Raw genomic sequence first — 21,941 nt, 5'->3', positions numbered from 1 at the left:
CCCGTTAAAGAAAATGGCCCGAACGGTCCCGCTTGGTGGCCAGATAGCGCGCATTGTGCGGATTGGCGGGCAAGGCATGGGCCACGCGCTCGATCACATTGACGCCCACGGATTTCAAGGTTTCCACCTTGGCCGGATTGTTGGTCATCAACCGGATGCCATGCACGCCCAGCAGTTCGAGCATCCGCGCCGCCACGGGAAAATCGCGCGCCTCATTAGGCAGGCCGAGGCGCTGGTTCGCATCCACCGTGTCAAAGCCCTGATCCTGAAGCTGATAGGCGCGCAGCTTGTTGACAAGGCCAATGCCCCGCCCTTCCTGACGCAGATAGAGCAGCACGCCCCAGCCGCCGTCATTGGCCTCATCCGCCATAGCGGCAAGGGCCGCATCAAGCTGCGGCCCGCAATCGCATTTCAAACTGCCCAGCACATCGCCCGTCAGGCATTCGGAATGGAGCCGCACCAAAGGCACTCGGTCCGCGCTCTGCCGCCCCAGCACGAGGGCGACATGTTCGCGCAGATCATCGAGCGCGCGGAAGGCGACGATCTCGGCGCTCTCGCACACCGAGACGGGCAAGCGCGCGCGCGAGGCGATGCTCAGGTGGCGCGGGTCCTTCCAATCCTCCAGATCGGCGGCGGAAACCTCCTGCGCTTCCTCAACCCCGCTGGGGTCAACGAGGAAGGCGGGCAGGACGCCCGCCAGACGCGCCAGTTCCATCGCGGCCACCGCGCTGTCATGATCGGCAATCGGTTCGGCCAGAAACGGCCCCTTGAGCGGATTGGCCAGATCGAGCGCGGGATCACCCATCGCGCGGGCCAGCGCGAGATCGAAAGGCTCGGCCCCGCGAATCAGCACCGGGCTTTCCGGCTCTGCCGCATCGCGCTGGTTGGCCAGCTTAAGCGTGGTGGCCCGCGCGGCGGAAATCAGCATCCGGCGCGCGGAAACCTCGGCGCCAAAGCCGGTTTCGGCCGGCAGCAGCACCCAAGGCCCCACCCGCACCGCCCAGCCATGGCGCAGCGCATCGAGCGCCCGCGCAACCCGCCGCGTCGCGCTCATTACAGATCGAACTCGGTGATCAGCGGCACGTGGTCCGAGCATTTTTCCCAATTGCGCGCATCTTCCAGCACGCGATGCGCGCGGGCCTGCGCTGCCACGCTGGGCGAGCCCCAGATATGGTCGAGGCGGCGGCCCTTGTCGTTCACGCGCCAGTCCTTGGCGCGATAGGACCACCAGGAATAGTAACGCTCAGGCGCGGCGATCAGCTGGCGACCGATATCGACGAAATCATGCGCGGCCTTGAAACGTGCCAGCGTCTCGACCTCGATCGGTGTATGGCTGACCACCTTGAGCAGCGCCTTATGGCTCCACACATCGCTTTCCAGCGGGGCAATGTTGAAATCGCCAAGGATGATCGTGGGGTCCTTCACCGTCCCGGCCCACTCGGTCATGCGGGCCAGGAAATCGAGCTTCTGGCCGAACTTGGGGTTGATTTCGCGGTCAGGCTCGTCGCCGCCCGCCGGGATATAGACATTCTCGACCACCACGCCGCTGTCGCTCAGCCGGACGCCCACATGGCGCGCCTCGCCATTGGCCTGCCAGTCGTGGCGCGAGACTTCGGTAAAGGGAATCCGCGCGACCGTGGCCACGCCGTGATAGCCCTTCTGGCCATGCACCGCCTGATAGGTGTAGCCCAGATCGGCAAAGGCCTGCGCGGGGAACAACTCGGCCACTGTCTTGATTTCCTGAAGGCACAGGACATCGGGCCCATGCTCCTTCAGATAGCGTTCGACCAGCGGCATACGCAGCCGCACCGAGTTGATGTTCCATGTAGCGATAGAGATCATGCGCGCAGCCCATAAAGCATCGCGCCCGAAAGTGGCACCGCATTTTTTCTCAACAGGCCGCAAAAAGAAAACCCCCGCTCCCCGGGGGCATGGGGAGCGAGGGTTCGTGTGTGCGTTCGTCACGCTGACATGCGGATCTCGTTAGAGAGGTGGGCAACAGGGGGGAAAACCCACCAACTCGTCCGCCTTGTCGAAGACCTGTATAGGCCCGCTTGCCTTGCTGCCTTATGAACAGGATCGGCAGCATTGTCGCAGATTGTCACAGCAATGACATTTAAGCGTATCAGCGCCGGACATTGGGCCTGATGTCGAGATATTTGAACAGATCATCCCCCAGATCCACGCCATATTGGTGGCCCGAAAGGATAATCGTGGTGCGCCGATTCTGCGCGTCCACGGTCTGCCATCCCACCAGCTCCATCCCGCCCGGCACACCGGCCTTATGGGCAAAGCTGAGCGTCATGACGCCATATTCGGGGTGCATGCGGTCGGTCACGCGGATGTTGGTGACATGGGGGTCGAGGCTGGGCAGCAGCGTGCCATATTGCGCCATGTCCTTGGCCGGGTTCAGCAGCGCGCCCATCGGGCTCTTGCCGATCGGCCAGCGCTGGGTCTGCTTGACCTCCGAATCGATAATGGTCAGCGCCTTGCCGTCCGAAATGATCAGCACCGGATAGCCGCGCTGATACTGGAAACGGATCTTGCCGGGCCGCTTCAGGCTCAGCACGCCGGTCACCTGCTGGCCGGTGGCCTCGGAGCGCTGCACGAAGTTGGCGCGCAGCGTGTCGATCCCGCGCAGGGCGGCAACAGCCTGATCGATCTGGGCCGAGCCATTGGCCCCCACTGCATTGGCCATCGCGGGGGCTGGAGCAGCAAGCGAAAGGGCCGCCGGTCCCGCAACCAGCAGCCCCATGGCCAGGCGCAACGTCATGCGACGCGCCACCCGGCGATTCGGTAAGGTCTGAGCGTTTTTCATGCCCGCGCTTATAACAGCGCCGGCTTGAACCGCTCCTGAATCTTACTTGATCTTGGCTTCCTTGAATTCCACGTGCTTGCGGGCAACGGGATCATACTTGCGGAAGCTGAACTTTTCCGTGGTGTTGCGCGGGTTCTTCTTGGTCACATAGAAGAAGCCGGTGTTGGCGCTGGAAACCAGACGGATCTTGACGGTTGCGGGCTTTGCCATGACACTTTCCTAATTGTTCCAGACCCGGTCCTTGCATCGCTGAGACAGCGGCGCGCCAACCAGGGCAAAATTCACATGAGCCAAGCTGCACCTTATGCGCCGCGTGGCAAGAGGGTGGCCCCATGCTTTAGCCGGGGCGCAGAGTCAAGCGCGACTTGCCTATCGGCGCTTGTAATATTTGGTGTGAACCGGCCGCAGCAGCGCCGAGGCGACATGAACCAGCACCACCAGCCCCGCAGCCCCCACGGCGGCAAAGGCGGCATAGGTGCGGTCCAGCCCCTGCAACAGCGCGCCGGAGCCCATCGCCCCCACCACAAAGGCCCCGATCATCCCAAAGCCCATATCGGCCAGCCGCGTGATAATCCCCAAGCGGCGGAACAAGGCTCCGGTCAACAGGCCGACAACAGCACCGATCAGCAAAAGGGCAAGCAGGGTCATGGCGCGAATCCTTTCCGGTTCAAGGATACTACAAACCTGCGCAAACACTTATGGGTCTTTTTGGCGGCCCGAAAATCGGCTCGCGGGATTTTCAGGCCGGACCGGCGCATTTATCCCATATGGCCCAGCGCATAGATCGCCACCGCGCCCGCGATGATGCGATAGATGGCAAAGGGCGTGAAGCCACGGCGGCTGATATAAGTGACAAAGCCCTTGATGACGGCCAGCGCCACCACGAAGGACACTACAAAGCCCACCGCGATCTCGCTCATGCCCACGGCCGAGGTGCCCGCCGCCAGTTCATGACGGTGGCTGGCCAATTGCAGCACGGTCGCGCCCAGCATGGTGGGAATGGCAAGGAAGAAGCTGAATTCGGCCGCCGTCGAACGGTTGATGCCCATGCACAGCGCGCCCATGATCGTCGCCCCCGAACGCGACACGCCCGGCACCATGGCCAGACATTGCATCAGCCCCACACCGAAGCACTTGGACACCGGCAGTTGCCCGATGCCGACATAATCGCCGCCCTTGGCAAAGCGCTCGATGGCGATGATCGCCACGCCGCCCACCACCAGCGCCCATGCCACCACCATCGGGCTTTCGAGCAGGATGTCGATCTTTTTCTTGAAGATCAGCCCCAGCACCACGGCCGGGATAAAGGCCACCAGCAGGTTGATGATGAACTGGATCGCGGTCTTTTCGCCGCGAATCAGCCCCAGACCCACCGCCCAGAACGTGCGCCAATACAGCACCACCACGGCCAGAATCGCGCCCAGCTGGATCACGATGTTGAACACCGACCATTGCGCATCGTCATAGCCGAACAGCTTGGCGGCAAGAATCAGGTGGCCGGTGGAGGAAACAGGCAGAAATTCCGTCAGACCTTCGACGATGCCGAGCAGGATGGCGGTGACTAGCAAGGGCATGAGATGTCCTTAAAATTCGCGGGAGAGGAGGAAATTACGCTTCGCCTGCAAAGGCGCGTTCGTCAAATTGCAAACTTGCAAGGCGGGCATAAAGTCCGCCCGCCTGCGTCAATTCCTCGTGTCGGCCCAGCTCGACGATGCGCCCGCCCTCCATCACGACAATGCGGTCGGCCTGACGCACGGTGGCCAGCCGATGGGCGATGACCAGCGTGGTGCGCCCCTGCATCAGACGGTCGAGCGCATCCTGCACCAGACGCTCGCTTTCGGCATCCAGCGCGCTGGTGGCCTCGTCGAGCAGCAGGATCGGCGCATCGCGCAGGATCGCGCGGGCAATCGCCATGCGCTGACGCTGACCGCCCGAGAGGCGCGCGCCGTTTTCGCCAAGGAATGTGTCCAGCCCCTCGGGCAGATCGCGCAGGAAGCCCTCCGCATTGGCCGCGCGGGCCGCTTCCCAGATCGCCTCGTCCGACGCGCTCCAATTGCCATAGCGCAGATTGTCGCGCGCGCTGGCGGCAAACAGCACGCCTTCCTGCGGCACCAGCGCCATACGCTGGCGGATCTCGGCCGGATCGGCGCCTGTCAAAGGCACGCCGTCCAGCTTGATCGCCCCGCCCTGCGGATCATAGAAACGTTCGGCCAGTTGGAAGATCGTCGATTTGCCCGCCCCCGAAGGGCCGACAATCGCCACCGTCTCGCCCGGCTCGACCTTGAGGTCGAAATTGGCCAGCGCCGCCACTTCGGGGCGAGTGGGATAGCGGAAGGTCACGTTCTCAAAGCTGATCTGGCCGCGCGCGGGGCTCGGCAGAGCAATCGGCTTGGCAGGCGGCGCAATCGCGGGCCGCTCGTTAAGCAATTCGGACAGACGGCTTGCCGCCCCCGCCGCACGCACCAGATCGCCATACACCTCGGTCAACGAGCCAAAGGCCCCCGCCACCAATGCGCCCGTCAGCACGAATTGGGCGATGATCCCGCCCGAAATCTCGCCGCTGGCCACGCCCGCCGCCCCGCGCCACATCAGCAGCACCAGCGAACCCAGCACCAGAAGCGTCACCACACTGGTCATGGTCGAGCGGATCTTGATCCGGCGCAGCGCGGTGCCAAAGCTGCGCTCGACGGCGGCGGCGAAACGGTCGCTCTCGCGCGCTTCCTGATTGAAGGCTTGCACAATACGCGCCGCGCCCAACACCTCGGTCACCATCGCGCCGATGTCGGCGATGCGGTCCTGGCTGGATCGCGATTCGCGGCGCAGACGCCGCCCGAACCACACGATCGGCCCCACCACCACCGGAATGGCGATCACCAGCATCCCCGTCAGCTTGGGCGCAAGGAAAAAGAGGATGGCAATACCGACAATCGCCGTGATCGCATTGCGCAGCGCCACCGACACCGTCGTGCCCACCACCTGTTCGATGAGCGCGGTGTCGGCGGTCATGCGGCTGGAGATTTCCTTGGGGCTGTTTTCCTCAAAGAAGCTGGGCGGTTGGCGCAGCAGGTTGCGCTGAACGGCCAGCCGGACATCGGCCACCACGCGCTCGCCCAGCCAGGAGACGTTGAAGAAGCGCACCGCCGTGCCGATGGCCAGCACCACCACCATCGCCAGCAGGGTTTCGAACCAGCGGTCGATGGTCGCCGGATCGCTCCCGCGCGAAAAGCCTTTGTCCACCACTTGGCGGAACCCCCATGGCACGCTGGCCGTGGTGGCCGAGGTGACGATCAGCGCCGCCCCCGCCATCGCCAGCCGCCCCGGATAGGCCACCGCCGCGCGCCACACCATGCGCAGCGGGCCCAGATCCTTGGACGGTTTGGGGGAAACGGCGGCCTCGCCATCGGCGCTATCTTGCGCGCCGGATGGCATCGGGGCGGGGGCAACGGTTGCTTCGGCTTGGCTCGCAGACATGGGCCAGCGCCCTATAGGATTTTTAGGCGGTTTGGAACCGGGCAAGCAAAGAATGGTTAGCAAGATGAGGGGGTCAGATTGCTCCGACTACTGAATAGTAGGCCCAGGTCGGATTGCAACATTGAAGGAATATGGCGATATGTATGACAACAAGCCGATGGCGTATTCCCCCACCATGACGCCGCGCAAGGGATAAGTTGATGTTATACAACGCTTATGAAATGCAACGCAGCCTTCTTTCGGGCGCCAGCGCCTGGGCCTCGGTGATGGCCGAAACACTGACGAATCCGGCCAATCCGATGGCCGCGCTGGGTCTGGGACAGGTGATGGCCTCGGCTTTGGATGTTTTTTCCCATGCCGCGATGCCGCGGGGCAAACCCAATTTCGACATTGAGACCGTGACCGTCGATGGCGTCTCGCATGGCGTGACGGAGGCCATTGTCCAGCACCGCCCCTTCGGCAATCTGCTGCGCTTCAGCCATGACGGCCTGCCTGCCGATGCGCCCAAACTGCTGGTCGTCGCGCCGATGAGCGGGCACTATGCCACGCTGCTGCGCGGGACGGTGGCGCGGATGATGGAACGCGCGGTGGTTTACATCACTGATTGGGCCGATGCGAAGATGGTGCCGATGGAGGCCGGGCGCTTCGATCTGGACGATTATATCGACTATCTGATCGGCTATCTCGAATTTATCGGGCCCAACACGCATATGCTGGCCGTGTGCCAGCCTTCGGTCCCGGCCTATGCGGCAACGGCGATCATGGGCGCGAACAAGCACCCATGCCGCCCGCTGACGCTGACCATGATGGGCGGCCCGGTGGACACGCGCGAGGCGCCCACCAGCGTTAATGACGTGGCCGTCACGCGTCCGCTCAGCTGGTTCGAACATCATGTGATCGCGCAGGTTCCGCTGCATTACCCCGGCGCCGGGCGCAAGGTTTACCCCGGCTTTCTGCAGCTTGCCGGCTTCATCAGCATGAACCTGCATTCGCACATGATGAGCCATTGGCAGATGTTCAAGCATCTGGTCGAAGGCGACGGCGACAGCGCGGATGCCACCAAGGGTTTCTATGAGGAATATCGCAGCGTCTGCGACATGACCTCGGATTTCTATCTTCAGACCATCGAGCATGTGTTCCAAAAGCATTCGCTGCCCAAGGGCGAATTTGTCCATCGCGGCAAGCCGATCGATCTGGGCGCGATCACCGACACCGCGCTGCTGGCGGTCGAGGGCGAGCGCGATGATATTTCGGGCATCGGCCAGACCCGCGCCGCGCTGACGCTGGCGCATAACCTGCCCGAGGCCAACAAGCGCTATCTGTTGGCCGAGAGCGTGGGCCATTACGGCATTTTCAACGGCAGCAAATGGCGCGGAAGGATCGCCCCGGTGGTCGAGGAATGGATGGCCCAGCACGCATCGCGCTGAGCCATCCTTGATGGTTCCTCAGTTTGCGCCGGAATGAAAGACCGACGCAAACAGGGGAATCAGCGCGCGATTGCCCCATTCGGTCATGTGGTGCGTATCGCGGAACAACGCCCGATGCCCGCGCGTGGCCATGCAATTCTGTCCATCGGGGCACAGCATGGGCGTGGGATCCAGCAATTGCACCCCGCATTGACGGTGGGCCTGCTCCATGGCCTCGACGATCATCGCCACCTGTGCCTTGTAGGTGGCCAGCGGCATGGAAATGTCGGGCGCCTTGGGATCGGCGATCAAGGCAAGTTGCAGGCTTGAAACCACAGGCTCGGGAAATTCCGGATTGGGCAGCAGCAGATAGGTCGGCCCACCCTTGGCCAGCGCGCAGCTCGATGCGATCAGCTTTTCGCGCAATTCGGGCCAGGCGGCCGGCTTGCCCGATCCGTCGAAGGTCAGCGTCTGCCCCGAGATCACGCCCTGCCAATAACCGGTGAGCACCAGCGGCGTCCGGCGCGGCTTTGTCTGGGGCACCAGATAGGTTTCGAGAAACTGCTGGCAGCGGCTTTCGCGATCCACCGATCGGGCCCCCAGCACCGGCGCGCAGGCGGCATAGCCATTATAGGCCACCGCCCCGTCGGTTCCCGGCGGCAAGGCGGCGATCAGGGCGCTCACCTCATTTTCGCTCATGCTGTCGCCCAGAAAGGTGACCGCCACCCGCTTGTGATCGCCCGGCCCCAGCAAACAGGGTTTGGGCACCGGCCCGCCGGTCACGAAACAACGGTTCGCGCCCTTGGAGTAGGGGCCGCCGGGCGCGGCCTCGGCCTCGAGCGCGCGCACTTCGGGCGAGAAGCGCTGGGGAAGGCCGCGCGATTTCCAGAAGGCCGCGCCGCCCGCCGCGATCACCAGCATTGCGGCGACATAGGCCAGATGGGCGGTCCATGGATAGGTTTTGGCGCCCTTCGTCTTGGCTCCGGCCTGCTCGATCCAGCGCCACGAGGCATGGCCCAGCAGCAGCGAAAGCACGAAGGCCGCCGCCGTCCAGCGATAATCGCCGATTTTGCCATAGCGCGTGAGAAGCACGGCCAGCGGCCAGTGCCACAGATAGATCGAATAGGAATTGCGCCCCAGCCAAGTGGCCAAGGCATTGCCCGTAATGCGCGAGCGGTCCAGCCCTGCCGCGATCACCAGCCCCGCGCCCAGCGTGGGCAGCAGCGTGGCCGGGCCCGGCCAGCTTCCGGCCTGCGCAAAGGCGATCGAAACCGCAATCAGCACCAGCCCCGCGATCTGGACCGGCCTTTGCGCCCTGGTCGGAACCGCCGGGGCCAGATAGGCCAGCGCCCCGACCAGCATTTCCCAAGCGCGCGGCGGCAACAGGAAAAAGGCGGCGGAGGGCTTATGGATGCTTAGCCAGACACACAGGCCAAACGAGGCCAGCGCCAGCAGCGCCAGAATCGGCAGCAGATGGCGCCTGAGGCCGACCCGGCAAAGCCCAAGCAAGACCAGCGGATAGACCAGATAGAATTGCCACTCGACCGAGAGCGACCAGGTATGGAGAAAGAATTTCAGCGTGGATTTCTGATCGAAATAGCCCGTTTCGCTCCAGAACATCATATTGGAGAAAAAGGTGATCGCCGCGGCCCCGTGCTTGCCGGTGGCAAGCAGGTCCTGCGGCAAGAGCCAGAAGGCAGCAGGGACGAGGACACAGATGACCATGGCCGCCAGCGGGGGAAAGATCCGGCGCGCACGATCAAGATAGAAATCGGTGGTGCGAAACACACCGCGGTCCAGACGCGCGACGATGATCCCCGTCATCAGATAGCCCGAGATGACGAAGAAGACATCAACCCCGGCAAATCCACCGCCAAGCCCGGGAAATCCGAAATGGAAAGCCAGAACCGCCAATACGGCGATTGCCCGCAGCCCGTTGATATCCTGCCGAAAGTTCATCAAGATTTTCCTTTGCCCGGCAAGTTTGCGTAAGATTTCAACCAATGATGGGCCGCAATTGCATCGCCCACCGCCTTGGCCCAGACATGGCGCCCGGCGGGGTTGTAATGGATATGATCGGCCCGCAGCGAGGCGGGCGGAACATCGGCGTTCCTGTCCGCCAGATCCTGCGGCAGGGCCGGATTGCCGCCCGCATTGTAGGCCGCGCGAATATCGACATAGTCATCGCCATAGAGCCGCGAGAGCAGCGCATTGAAATCAACGATGGCCTGATAGGCAGGCGTGCCGCGAGCTTCCTCGGGCCCGGCCTGATTGGGGACGCCCAGCACCAGAAAATGACCGCCCGAGCGGCGCTGTTTCTCGACGATGGCGGCAATGGCGGAAAGCACCTTGTCCTGATCGGCGGGCAAATGGTTGTTGCGCCCGGCACAGATGATCAGCACATCGGCCGGCGGCGCCGGAGCATCGAGTTCAAGTTCGACATTGCCCGCGATGCTGACCGGCAGGGTCTGGCCCGGATCGGGCGTGAATATGTTGACATCGTGATAGGGCGGATCGCCCTCGCCATGCCTCTGATAGATCCCGCTGATCCCGGCCAGTGTGGCATGGGTGCTGCGAATCGCGGTATCGCTGGTGCGGAATATCTCGGGCCAGATCGCCGCGATCGGATTCGCACCGTCATGCAATTCCGGTTCGGTCAGGCGCAAATGGACAGGCAAGGCGCCAAAGCGCGCGGCAATGGCGTCGGCTTTCTGGCCGCCGATTCCCAGATTAATAGCTTGGGCGTGAAACCTTTCCCCCAGTTCAGCCCCAAAATTGCCGCGGGCCAGACTGTCGCCCAGCACAACGATGACCGGGCTCCGGGTTTCTGCCCGGATCGGCACGCTTGCGCTAAGCCATGCTGCGGCTGCCAAAAAACAAGGGGAAATACGCATATCCGTCCCGTATCACGCGATGTTGCAGCGCGAAAGAGCCGAACATGCAGGCTGCGAGAAGAAATTATGCCCGTTTACCTTGGGCTAAGCCGGATATGTTACGATTCGGCACAGGCAAAGAACAACATGGTTAACCAGTCTACATCATCAATTACCCCCATGTTAGCCACACCGTCATCCAATAACAGGAGAGTGACGTGGCTGTTTCCTTGGCAATGGGCGGCATCGGCATCGCCGCGAAAGAATTAAAACCCAATCCGGGCCGTGTGCTCAAAGCCATTGCCAGTGTGCCTTGGGGTGAGCGCACCTTGCTGCGTTTTTACCGCCGCGTGTACAACCGCCTCTTTCCCCGCAGCCGCGCCACCACCGTGTTTGGCGCCAGTTTCGATTGCGAGGCGGGCGACCTCATTCAGGCCAGCATCCTGCATTTCGGCCTGTGGGAACCGCATATGACGGCGCTGATGAAACATCTGATCGAGCCGGGGACGGTGATTGTCGATATTGGTGCGAACATCGGCTATTATACGTTGATGTTCAGCCAGTTGGCCGGGCCTGGCGGACGGGTGGTCGCGGTTGAGGCCCTGCCACGACTGGCCGAATATGGGCGGGCCAACAGCGCGCGCAACGGGGCCACCAATGTCGATGTGCGCGGCTGCGCGGTGGCGGCGCAGGCGGGCGAGCTTACCATTTACGAAGGCCCGCAAAGCAACATCGGCATGACCAGCCTGCTGCCCGGCGCGCATCGCACGGGCGGGGCCAAGGTGAAGGCCCTGCCGCTCGATCAGGTGCTGAGCGCGCAGGAATGCGCCGATTGCTCCTTCATCAAGATCGACATCGAGGGGGCCGAGGTGCCGGTGCTCAATCAGTTCCTTGACCAGATCGACCGCTTCCCCCGCCGCCCGACGCTGGCGGTGGAGGCCACGCCGGCCGAGGATGGCGCGTGGCCCGCGCTGTTCGACCGCTTCGTGGCCGCAGGCTATGTGCCGATCCGCATGTTCAACAGCTATGACTGGCTCGACGCGTTGCATTACGAAGACAAGCCGCTGGAGATCGTCCACAGCCTGCCGCGCGAACAAAGCGATCTGTTGATGGTTCACCCCGACAATGCGCGGGCCTTTGCCACGGCCATGGATCTGGTGATGAGCCGCTCAGGCCGCTAAACGCGCTTCTCCCCGGCGCAGCATCCAATGCTGCGCCGGTTTTTCCACCAGCCGGTAGAGCGCCGCCGAGGCCGCCAGCACGATCATCAGGAACAGGGCCAGCTTGCCCAGCCCCACCGTCAGATCGGGTCCGACGAAGAGCATCTTGAAGACGATAAACAGCAAAAAATGGGACAGATAGGTTGAATAGCTGATCTCGCCCAGCCAGTGCAGCGGACCGGAACGCAGCAGACGCGCAGGCGTGCGGTCCTCCAGCGAAAGCGCAAGGATGAGCGCGGCAAAGGCGCCCGGCACATAGGACGCCTCGGGCAGTTGCAGCACCACACCTCCTTCGAGCAGGGCGATCATCGCCGCCCAGGCCCCGGTGCAGATATCGGGCACATCGCGCCAGCGGGCCCACAGCATCCGCAGCACGTTGCCCATCCAGAATTCCAGCAGACAGCGCATCAGCCCCGTGCGCTGGATTTCATACCCCAGATAATCAGCCGAGCCATGCAGCGCGAAATAAGCCCACAGCCCCGCCAGCAGGCCGCAGCCCAGCGCCACCAGCGCGCCCGTTGACCAATCGCGCCACGGCGCGGCCATCACCGTAAAGGGAAACAGCAGATAGGCCGCCCATTCGCAGGAAATCGACCATGCCGGTTCATTCCACATCAGCCCGATGGTCATGCCCCAGTTCTGCATCAGCAACACATGGAGCGGCAATTCGCCCCAGCGATAGAAGCTGGTATCGCGCCCCGTGGCCGCCAAAAGCCCCACCAGCGCGACAAAACCGCCCAGCAACACCATATGCAAAGGCCAGATCCGCGCGATCCGCCGCAGCCAGAAGCGCGCCATGCCCCGCGCCCCGCGATAGGCCGGATTATCCGCGCCCGAATGCCACAGCACAAAGCCCGAGAGGATAAAGAACAGATCGACCGCCAGATAGCCATGGCTGAGAAAGGCATAGGCCATCGGCCCCACCGTAGCCTTCAGCGTGACGCGCGTGTGGAACAGCACGACATACCACGCCGCCAGCCCGCGCAAGCCCGTCAGCGCATCAAGCTGGGGCGCAAGAGCGCGGGCGCCCGGCAGGGCGGCGGTCTGCTGCGTCCTGTCCATCAACGCCGCTCCCATGGTCGGCCGCTCAGTTGGCAGCGGCCGGGGCGTGTGCCGCCAAAGGCTTTTCTCCCGGCACCTGCATCCGGCGCTGGGCCACGGCCACGGGCGCGGTCTTGCGCCGCACCTGCTGCACCAGCGCGATCTGCAGCGCGATCAGCATATAGACGAAGGGCTGGAACGCGATGCCCACAAAGGCCGCGCCGAGCAGATAGACGAAGTGCCCCTGCTGAAGCGCCAGCGCCAGATCGGCATAGCGCCGGTCCGACGGCGCATCGCTCTTGCGCAACCGGCGGCGCACGCCCTCAAGCTGGATCAGCCCGCTGATCTGCAGCGTCAGCCACAGCGCCAGACCCGGCCAGCCCTGTTCGCCCAGCATTTCGAAATAGGCCGAGTGGAAGGCGCGGCCCTGATCGATGATCTTGGTCGAATTGCTGCCGAAACCATCGTCCTCGCTGGTGATGATCTCCAGCTTGTTGCCGCGGAAGGCGTCAAAGCCGCCGCCAAAGGGATGTTCGGTCGCATAATTGATCGTCCATTTCCACACCGCAAGGCGCGTCGCGGCCGACTGGTCGGACTGGTTGTTCTGGATCGTGCCCATGCGGTTGGAGAAACTGTTGGGCAGCAAGGGCTGTACCAGCACCGCCGCCAGCGCCAGACCGCCGACGTAGAGCCAGCGATATTTCACCGCCCGCATCATCAGCACCGCCAGCAGACCCGCGCAAAGCAGACCCGTGCGCGCCTCGGTGCCGATGGGGATCAACAGGCCGGCAAAGGCCAGCCCATAGGCGAACAGGCGCGTGCGGCTGTTGGCGGGAAAGATCGTGCCGTCGCGCGCCAGCCAGAGCGCCAGCGGGATGATCGCGATGGCCACGCAGGAAATAGTCGAGCCTTCATAAAGGCCGTTATTATCATTGATGAACAGCTTGAGCGTGCCGTAGCCGCCGCCGCCCGCCATGGTTTTCAGCGCGCCGTCCAGAATCAGCGCCGCCGCCGAAAGCACCATCACCAGAGCCGCGGCCTCGATGCGCAATTGCGTGCGCAGCGCCAGCGGCAGGAACATCGCCCACACCAGCGACTTCCACACCCACGACCATTTATCCGCCGCCTCGACCGGGAAATCGGCCGATTGCGTGGTGAAATAGCAGTAAATAAGCAGGAGCAGCATCAGCACCTGACGACCGCTGACCCGCGCGCCCTGCTTGTTGTCAAAAAACAGCCAGCCGACCACCGCCAGAAAGAACACCACCAGTGAGAGCTGGACGTTGGTCAGCAGCGCGTAAGAGATCTTTTGCGGGGCGACGATATCGACATAGAGGAAGGCCAGCACCCAGATAAAGGGCTTGCGCAGCCCCATCAGCAGGATCAGGGCGACAAAGCCGGTGAGGAAAAGATCAAGCACGGCGCACCCTCCACTTGGCCTTCTTCTCGGGCTCGGCTTCCAGCGGCACCTCTTCTTCGGGCGCAGGATCGCGGTCGAGATCCGCGCGCGTCAAAAGGCGCAGGCAGACCAGAACCAGCAGACCATGGGTCAAGGCGATCGAGAAATAGTCAATCATCGAAGAGATGCCCTCTTTGCCTTTACTTCGCCCTTCGCGCGGCAGCCAAGAATCGGCGGCCTGGAATCGGCAATGCGCCAGCCTTTGATTAGGGCATAGCAAGCAGCGGTTGACGGGACGTTAAGCCTTTATCACCTAGGAATTGCGCCATGACACGCATCCTGCACCTGCTCGACCATTCGCTGCCGCTGCACAGCGGCTATACGTTCCGCACCCGCGCCATTCTCAAGGCGCAGGAGGGGCTTGGGCTGGAGGTGCGCGGAGTGACGGGCCTGCGTCATTATGCCGACGGGCCCGATTGCGAAGAAGCCGAAGGGCTGACCTTTTACCGCACGCGGGGGCAGGCCAAGGGACCGGCGGGGCTGCGCGAATGGCGCGAAATCGGCGCCTTTTCCCGCGCGGTGGAGCAGGTTTGCCGCGACTGGCGGCCCGATGTGCTGCATGCTCATTCGCCCGCTTTGTGCGGGATGGCGGGGCTGCGGGTGGCAAGGAAGCTGGGTATTCCACTGGTCTATGAAATCCGCGCCTTTTGGGAGGATGCGGCCGTGGGCAATGGCACCGGGCGCGAAGGCGACATCAAATATATGCTGACCCGCACCCTGGAAAATCACGTAGTGAGCGGCGCGGATGCGGTGGTTACAATCTGTCAGGGGCTGAAGGGCGATCTGATCGCGCGGGGCAATGATCCGGCGCGAATCACCATTATGCCCAATGGCGTCGATCTAGACATGTTTGGCCAGCCGGTGGCGCGCGAATCGGCACTGGCCGACGAACTGGGGCTGGGAGACGGCCCGGTGATCGGCTTTATCGGCAGCTTTTATGATTACGAAGGCATTGACGATCTGATCGACGCGATGCCGGGCCTGATCGCGGTACATCCCGATGCGCGCCTGCTGCTGGTGGGCGGCGGGCCGATGGAGGCGGCTTTGCGTGAGCGCGCAGCGGCGTCGAGCGCGGCCCATGCGATCCGCTTCATGGGCCGGGTGCCCCATTCCCAGGTCGAGCGTTACTATGCGCTGTGCGACATCATGGCTTATCCGCGCAAAAAGAGCAGGTTGACCGATCTGGTCACGCCCTTGAAGCCGCTGGAGGCAATGGCGCAGGGCAAGCTGGTGGCGGCCAGCGACGTGGGCGGGCACCGCGAATTGATGAGCGATGGCGTGACCGGAACCCTTTTCACGCCCGACGATCCGGCCGCCTGCGCCAAGGCTTTGGCCGGACTGCTCTCCGATCGCTCAAATTGGCCGCAAAGACTTGCGGCGGGGCGCTCTCATGTGGAAAATGCGCATGACTGGGCCACCAATGCCAAGCGTTATCTCAATGTTTACCAAATGCTGGCACCGGTTAATGGTGTAAATTCGGAAAGCGAGGCGGCATAACACCCCGATTCGCCCCGGAATACACCGGAAAAGTACATATCGAACACGCAACGGGCAGGACGTAAGGGCGCGACTTTGGCAACGAAGCACACTTCTGCGGGACAGGGCTGGCAAGGCATCACCCATCACCCGTTGTTCGCCACGGTTGTGCCGGTGTGGCTGGCTGCCACTTTCGCACTTTCGACGCTGGCCGTCCGCGGAGAGCTGATCGAGCGGATCGTGCTTTCGGCCCGGCTTGACCTGATCCTGCCGATGGCGACGCCCCCGCTGGGGACGACGGCCCGGCTGTTGCTGGCGGTGGCTTTTGGGCTGGTCGGTGCTTTGCTGGGCTGGGCTGCGGTGCGGGTGCTGGCCCCGCACCAGGCTTTTTCGCAGACCGCGTGGCAGCAGGCCCGCCGCGAAAAGACCGGCGAATCGGCTCCTCTGCGCCGCCGCAGCGCCGATGCACACCCCGACTTTCCCGCGCGCCAGCCGATTCAGGCCCATGCCGAATTGGGCGCGCATGGTTTCGACAATGACCCTGCCCATGCGCCCGCCCCCGAACCGGCCGCCCCCGGGCCGCAGATGACCGAGGCCGCATCGGGCCCCAGCTATGCCCCGCCCCCGCCGGTGGCCGAAACATGGCAGGTGCTGCACGATGTGCCGCCGCCGCCGCCGCCCGCCGAAGAACCTTCGTGGGACTGGAAGCCGCAGGACATCGTGGCCGTCATGGAGCGGCCAGTCGAAACCAGAGTGAAAACCGCCCCCCCCAAGGCCGAGCCCGTGAAACCCGAGCCGGTGGTTGAAACTCCGGCCATCCAGCCGTTTCGTTTCTTCAAGATCGACCCCAGCCCGGTGGAAGCTGTGGTGGAGACTGAGTCGGCCGCTGAAGCGATCCCTGTGGTCGAAGCCGCGCCGATGGCTCCTTCGCCGCTGGCGACGGCCGAAAAGACGCCCGAGATTGCAGCCGAGCCAGAGCTGCCTGCCGCACCTGTGGCTGCGGCCAAAAGCTGCGGGGGCTTTCCCTCGCTCAAGCTCGACGGCCCAAGCGCAGCCGACCATATCGCCTCGGCCTCGCTCGATTCGCTCAGCCATGTCGAGCTGCTTGCGCGGCTGTCTCTGGCCCTGCAGCGTCACCAGAACGCCCCGCAGGAAACCAAAACAACCACTTGCGAGCCTGCGCTGGCCCCTGCCCCGGATGGCACCGGCGATGCGCTGCGCGCCGCGCTGGCCTCGCTGCGCGACGTTAAATAGTTTCCCCACACCCTGCCCCGGCGCATGATTACACCGACAAATGGCGCTTAAACGGCAAATCCTTTCGTCAGAAACGCGCCAAATACGCCGTTTGTGTCCTTTCGCGGTTGCAAAAGCTGCGTTCTGACGCCATGGGGCATGATGCGTCATCTCCCCCGCGCCTGCGCGGGCAGGGGATTCGCGCTCCAGATACACGGGTTCAGGTTGCGCCCTGCCAGAGAGACGGCAGAGGGCGCGAGATTGGGATAGATAATCGATGGGATTTCCAGAGCCCCAGGGCCTCTATGATTCGCGTAACGAGCACGATGCGTGCGGCGTAGGTTTTGTTGCCCATATCAAAGGCGAGAAAAGCCACGCCATTATTACGCAGGCACTGGAAATTCTGAAAAACATTGACCACCGCGGCGCGGTGGGCGCCGACCCGTTGCTGGGCGACGGTGCGGGCATCCTGATTCAGATCCCCGATGCGCTGCTGCGCGACTGGGCCAAGGGTGCGGGCCTGACCCTGCCCCAGCCCGGCGATTATGCAGTGGCCATGTGCTTCCTGCCCCGTGACGAGGGCAGCCGCAATTTCGTGGTCGAATATTTCGAAAAGTTTATCGCCAAGGAGGGCCAGACCCTGATCGGCTGGCGCGATGTGCCGGTGAACATCGATGGTCTGGGCAAGGCTGTGCTCGAATCGATGCCGGTGATTCGCCAGTGCATCATCGGCCGGGGCGAGCATTGCGCCGATCAGGATGCGTTCGAGCGCAAGCTGCTGGCCATCCGCAAGCAGACGCAGAACCCGCTGGCCGCCCTGGCCGAAAAGCATGGTCTGCCGGGCCTGACCGAACTGTATATGCCCAGCATCTCGACCCGTACCATCGTGTACAAGGGTCTGCTGCTGGCAACGCAGGTCGGCAGCTTTTACCCCGACCTGTCGAACCCGCTCTGCGTTTCGGCACTGGGTCTGGTTCACCAGCGTTTCTCGACCAACACCTTCCCCAGCTGGAAGCTGGCGCATCCGTTCCGCTTCATCGCGCATAACGGCGAAATCAACACGGTTCGCGGCAATGTGAACTGGATAAACGCGCGCCGCCGCTCGATGCAGTCGGAACTGCTGGGTCCCGACCTCGACAAGATGTGGCCGATCATCCCGCATGGTCAGTCCGACACGGCAAGCCTCGACAATGCGCTCGAACTGCTGGTGGCGGGCGGCTATCCGCTGGTCCATGCGATGATGATGCTCATCCCCGAAGCATGGGCGGGCAACCCGCTGATGGATGCCAAGCGCCGCGCGTTCTATGAATATCACGCCGCGCTGATGGAGCCTTGGGACGGTCCGGCCGCCGTGGCCTTCACCGATGGCCGCCAGATCGGCGCGACGCTGGACCGCAACGGTCTGCGCCCCGCCCGCTTCCTCGTTACCGATGACGATATGGTGGTGATGGCTTCGGAAAGCGGCGTTCTGCCGATTCCGGAAGAGAAGATCGTGCGCAAGTGGCGCCTGCAGCCGGGCCGTATGCTGCTGATCGACTTTGAACAGGGCCGCATCATCGAGGATGAGGAAATCAAGGCCAGCCTGGCCAATGCCGAGCCTTATGAGGAGTGGCTGGAATCGGCCCAGTACAACATCAAGGACCTTGATGTTGTCGAGCCCGAACTGGCCCAGCTTCCGGTCGAAACCACCACGTTGCTCGACCGTCAGCAGGCCTTTGGCTATACGCAGGAGGACGTGTCCAAGTTCCTCGAACCGATGGGCCGCAATGGCGATGATCCGATCGGCTCGATGGGCACCGACACGCCGATTGCCGTGCTGTCGCGCAAGTCGCGTCTGCTCTATGATTATTTCAAGCAGAACTTTGCGCAGGTGACCAACCCGCCGATCGACCCGATCCGCGAGGAACTGGTGATGTCGCTGGTCAGCATGATCGGTCCGCGTCCCAACCTGCTGGGCAAGGAAGCGGGTAGCCACAAGCGTCTGGAAATCGACCAGCCCATCCTGACCAACGAAGACGTGGCCAAGATCCGCAGCGTGGAAGCTGCGCTTGACGGCGCGTTCCGCACCGCTACGGTCGATACGACGTGGGACGCCAAGTCGGGCGCCGAAGGTCTGGAGCAGGCGATCAAGGAAATGTGCTGGGCGGCAACCGAAGCGGTTCTGGCCGATCACAACATCCTGATCCTGTCCGACCGTGCGCAGGGCCCGGATCGCATCCCGATGCCCGCCCTGCTGGCCACCGCCGCGATCCACCACCATCTGGTGCGTCAGGGTCTGCGTATGCAGGCGGGCCTTGTCGTGGAAACGGGCGAAGCGCGCGAAGTGCATCACTTCTGCGTTCTGGCCGGTTTCGGCGCCGAAGCGATCAACCCCTATGTGGCCTTTGAAACGCTGGAAGATATCCGCGTGAAAAAGGGGATCCCGCTCGACGCCAAGACGGTGAAGAAGAACTACATCAAGGCGGTGGGCAAGGGCATCCTGAAGGTCATGTCCAAGATGGGCATCAGCACCTATCAGTCCTATTGCGGCGCGCAGATCTTCGACGCCATCGGTCTGTCGAGCAGCTTCATCAACGCCTATTTCACCGGCACGGCCACGACCATCGAGGGTGCGGGTCTGAAGGAGATCGCGGAGGAAACCGTGCGTCGCCACGCGGCGGCCTATGGCGACAACCCGATCTATAAGAACATGCTCGATGTGGGCGGCATCTACGGCTATCGTATCCGCGGCGAAGAGCATGCGTGGACGCCTTCCAACATCGCCAGCCTGCAGCATGCGGTTCGCGGCAATGTTCCTGAAAAGTACAAGGAATTTGCCGAGACGATCAACGATCAGGCCCAGCGCAACCTGACCATCCGTGGTCTGCTGGACTTCCGCAAGGCGGACAAGCCGCTGGATATCAGCGAGGTTGAACCGGCCAGCGAAATCGTCAAGCGTTTCGCCACCGGCGCGATGAGCTATGGCTCGATCAGCTGGGAAGCGCATACCACGCTGGCGATCGCCATGAACCGTATCGGCGGCAAGTCGAACACGGGCGAAGGCGGCGAGGATCCGATCCGCTTCAAGCCGCTGGAAAACGGCGATTCACTGCGTTCCTCGATCAAGCAGGTGGCCTCGGGTCGCTTTGGCGTGACCAGCGAATATCTGGTCAATGCCGATGACATCCAGATCAAGATGGCTCAGGGCGCCAAGCCCGGCGAAGGCGGTCAGTTGCCCGGCGACAAGGTCGACAAGACGATCGGCAAAACCCGTCACTCGACCCCGGGTGTGGGCCTGATCTCGCCGCCGCCGCACCATGACATCTATTCGATCGAAGACTTGGCGCAGCTCATTCACGATCTCAAGAACGTGAACACCGGCGCGCGCATCTCGGTCAAGCTGGTGTCGGAAGTGGGCGTGGGCACCGTGGCTGCGGGCGTTTCCAAGGCGCGCGCCGATCATGTCACGATCTCGGGCTATGAAGGCGGGACCGGCGCTTCGCCGCTGACCTCGCTGACGCATGCCGGTTCGCCGTGGGAAATCGGTCTGGCCGAAACGCAGCAGACGCTGATGCTCAACAACCTGCGTTCGCGCATCTGTGTTCAGGCCGATGGCGGCCTGCGCACTGGCCGCGACGTGGCGGTCGCCGCGCTGCTGGGCGCCGACGAGTTCGGTTTCGCAACCGCTCCGTTGATTGCCGCTGGCTGCATCATGATGCGCAAGTGCCATCTCAACACCTGCCCGGTGGGCGTGGCAACGCAGGACCCCGTGCTGCGCGCGCGCTTCACGGGTCAGCCTGAGCATGTCATCAACTACTTCTTCTTCGTCGCCGAAGAGCTGCGCGCCATCATGGCGGAGATGGGCTTCAAGACCCTCGCCGAAATGGTGGGCCGCGTGGACCGTCTGGAGCCCAAGCGGGCGATCCAGCACTGGAAGGCCGAGGGCATCGACCTCTCGCGCCTGCTGCACAAGGTTCCCGATGGCATCTCGCCCAGCCTGAACTGGAGCGAAACGCAGGATCACGGTCTGGCCGGCGCGCTGGACAATGACCTGATCGTCGCGGCCAGCGATGCGCTGATCGAGGGCAAGGCCGTGCGCATCGAGCGCAAGGTCATCAACGTCAACCGCACGGTCGGCGCGATGCTCTCGGGCGAAGTGGCCAAGCGTTACGGTCATGCGGGCCTGCCCGACAACACGATCCATATCGCTCTGACCGGCACGGCGGGTCAGTCCTTCGGCGCCTTCCTCGCGCATGGCGTGACGCTGGAGCTGACGGGCGACGGCAATGACTATGTGGGCAAGGGCCTGTCGGGCGGTCGCGTGATCGTCAAGCAGCCGGACTACGTCAACCGCGAGCCGACCCAGAACATCATCGTGGGCAACACGGTGCTCTATGGCGCGATCAGCGGCGAGGCCTTCTTCTCGGGCGTGGCGGGCGAGCGTTTCGCGGTGCGCAATTCGGGCGCGATCGCCGTTGTCGAAGGCACGGGCGATCATGGCTGCGAATATATGACCGGCGGCGTGGTCGTCGTGCTGGGCAAGACCGGGCGCAACTTTGCGGCCGGTATGTCGGGCGGCGTAGCCTATGTCTATGACGAGGCCGGCAACTTTGCCGATCTGGTCAATCCGGCTCAGGTCGACGTCCTGCCGATCAGCGCGGCGCGCGATGAAGAGGATGGCGCCAAGAGTGATTGGGGCCGTCCGCAACAGCGCACCGTGTCGGTCTATGACCTGGGCATGGGCGACATGCTGCGCCACGATGCCGAACGTCTGCGTATTTTGCTCGAACGTCACAAGCTCCACAGCGGCAGCAAGCGCGCCGCCGAACTGCTGGAGGACTGGGACAACGCGCTGGCCAAGTTCGTCAAGGTCATGCCGCGTGATTATGCCAAGGCGCTGCGCAGCTTTGAAGCTGAGCGTCTGGCCGCAGAAACTGTGGCCGCAGAATAAGTTCGAGAAGGAAG

The 21,941-nt window shown here is 63.3% G+C and carries 17 protein-coding genes; 5 read left to right on the top strand and 12 right to left on the bottom strand.

The annotated features are described in order from the left end of the window. Positions 1–4 precede the first annotated feature (4 nt). The 7 genes from ribA to BGP00_RS19990 all read right to left on the bottom strand — a co-directional run bounded on the left by ribA (position 5) and on the right by BGP00_RS19990 (position 6,247). Positions 5–1,054, bottom strand: a complete 1,050-nt coding sequence (gene ribA, locus BGP00_RS20020) for a GTP cyclohydrolase II (RefSeq protein ID WP_292688463.1) — start codon at positions 1,052–1,054, stop codon at positions 5–7. Beyond that, positions 1,054–1,842, bottom strand: coding sequence for an exodeoxyribonuclease III (locus tag BGP00_RS20015; RefSeq protein ID WP_168603401.1), 789 nt, complete (start codon positions 1,840–1,842; stop codon positions 1,054–1,056). Before BGP00_RS20015 ends, ribA begins: the two co-directional genes overlap by 1 nt. A 283-nt stretch (positions 1,843–2,125) precedes the next feature. Beyond that, the gene (locus BGP00_RS20010; protein ID WP_292688461.1) at positions 2,126–2,773 is read right to left on the bottom strand and encodes an outer-membrane lipoprotein carrier protein LolA; all 648 of its coding nucleotides are present in this window, start codon (positions 2,771–2,773) and stop codon (positions 2,126–2,128) included. An 87-nt stretch (positions 2,774–2,860) separates the two neighbouring features. Then, positions 2,861–3,028 (bottom strand): 50S ribosomal protein L33, encoded by a 168-nt coding sequence (gene rpmG / locus BGP00_RS20005; protein ID WP_168603399.1) that lies wholly within the window; start codon positions 3,026–3,028, stop codon positions 2,861–2,863. Positions 3,029–3,187: 159 nt separating this feature from the next. Next, positions 3,188–3,466 (bottom strand): hypothetical protein, encoded by a 279-nt coding sequence (locus tag BGP00_RS20000; RefSeq protein ID WP_292688459.1) that lies wholly within the window; start codon positions 3,464–3,466, stop codon positions 3,188–3,190. Between the two features lie 110 nt (positions 3,467–3,576). Then, positions 3,577–4,392, bottom strand: a complete 816-nt coding sequence (locus BGP00_RS19995; RefSeq protein WP_292688457.1) for an undecaprenyl-diphosphate phosphatase — start codon at positions 4,390–4,392, stop codon at positions 3,577–3,579. Between the two features lie 34 nt (positions 4,393–4,426). Further along, positions 4,427–6,247 (bottom strand): ABC transporter transmembrane domain-containing protein, encoded by a 1,821-nt coding sequence (locus tag BGP00_RS19990; protein ID WP_292689204.1) that lies wholly within the window; start codon positions 6,245–6,247, stop codon positions 4,427–4,429. Positions 6,248–6,489: 242 nt separating this feature from the next. Between BGP00_RS19990 and phaZ the strand changes: the two genes are divergently transcribed. After that, positions 6,490–7,716: a polyhydroxyalkanoate depolymerase gene (phaZ, locus tag BGP00_RS19985; protein ID WP_292688455.1), complete on the top strand. Its 1,227-nt coding sequence runs from the start codon at positions 6,490–6,492 to the stop codon at positions 7,714–7,716. Between the two features lie 18 nt (positions 7,717–7,734). On the opposite strand, the gene BGP00_RS19980 is transcribed toward phaZ, so the two are convergent. Both BGP00_RS19980 and BGP00_RS19975 read right to left on the bottom strand, forming a co-directional pair. Beyond that, on the bottom strand, positions 7,735–9,654 hold the full coding sequence (locus BGP00_RS19980) for an acyltransferase family protein (RefSeq protein WP_292688453.1): 1,920 nt from the start codon (positions 9,652–9,654) through the stop codon (positions 7,735–7,737). Continuing rightward, positions 9,654–10,538 carry an SGNH/GDSL hydrolase family protein gene (locus tag BGP00_RS19975; protein ID WP_292688451.1) on the bottom strand — a complete coding sequence of 295 codons (885 nt, stop codon included), beginning with the start codon at positions 10,536–10,538 and terminating at the stop codon, positions 9,654–9,656. Before BGP00_RS19975 ends, BGP00_RS19980 begins: the two co-directional genes overlap by 1 nt. A 248-nt stretch (positions 10,539–10,786) precedes the next feature. On the opposite strand from BGP00_RS19975, the gene BGP00_RS19970 reads away from it, so the two are divergent. Next, entirely contained in the window at positions 10,787–11,749 is a 963-nt protein-coding gene (locus tag BGP00_RS19970; protein ID WP_292688449.1) for an FkbM family methyltransferase, read from the top strand. Here BGP00_RS19970 and BGP00_RS19965 read toward each other — a convergent pair. The 3 genes from BGP00_RS19965 to BGP00_RS19955 are packed head-to-tail and all read right to left on the bottom strand — an operon-like array spanning position 11,738 to position 14,406. Continuing rightward, complete coding sequence (locus BGP00_RS19965; protein ID WP_292688447.1) at positions 11,738–12,850, bottom strand: acyltransferase; 1,113 nt, start codon at positions 12,848–12,850, stop codon at positions 11,738–11,740. The genes BGP00_RS19970 and BGP00_RS19965 overlap by 12 nt on opposite strands. 25 nt (positions 12,851–12,875) lie before the next feature. Further along, a complete protein-coding gene (locus tag BGP00_RS19960; RefSeq protein WP_292688445.1) occupies positions 12,876–14,249 on the bottom strand; it encodes a DUF5935 domain-containing protein in 1,374 nt (457 codons plus the stop codon). Then, a complete protein-coding gene (locus tag BGP00_RS19955; RefSeq protein WP_292688443.1) occupies positions 14,242–14,406 on the bottom strand; it encodes a hypothetical protein in 165 nt (54 codons plus the stop codon). The genes BGP00_RS19960 and BGP00_RS19955 overlap by 8 nt, the downstream gene beginning before the upstream one ends. A gap of 149 nt (positions 14,407–14,555) precedes the next feature. Between BGP00_RS19955 and BGP00_RS19950 the strand changes: the two genes are divergently transcribed. From BGP00_RS19950 to gltB, 3 genes are all read left to right on the top strand, one after another. Continuing rightward, positions 14,556–15,785, top strand: coding sequence for a TIGR04063 family PEP-CTERM/XrtA system glycosyltransferase (locus BGP00_RS19950; RefSeq protein ID WP_292688442.1), 1,230 nt, complete (start codon positions 14,556–14,558; stop codon positions 15,783–15,785). A gap of 75 nt (positions 15,786–15,860) precedes the next feature. Then, entirely contained in the window at positions 15,861–17,018 is a 1,158-nt protein-coding gene (locus tag BGP00_RS19945; RefSeq protein WP_292688440.1) for a hypothetical protein, read from the top strand. A 256-nt stretch (positions 17,019–17,274) separates the two neighbouring features. Beyond that, positions 17,275–21,927, top strand: coding sequence for a glutamate synthase large subunit (gene gltB / locus BGP00_RS19940; protein ID WP_292688438.1), 4,653 nt, complete (start codon positions 17,275–17,277; stop codon positions 21,925–21,927). The last annotated feature ends 14 nt before the right edge of the window (positions 21,928–21,941 follow it).

The sequence above is a fragment of the Novosphingobium sp. 63-713 genome (assembly GCF_001898925.1).
Classification (GTDB): domain Bacteria; phylum Pseudomonadota; class Alphaproteobacteria; order Sphingomonadales; family Sphingomonadaceae; genus Novosphingobium.
Note: the sequence above shows the minus strand (reverse complement) of the source record. Positions and strands in the feature narration are given on the sequence as shown.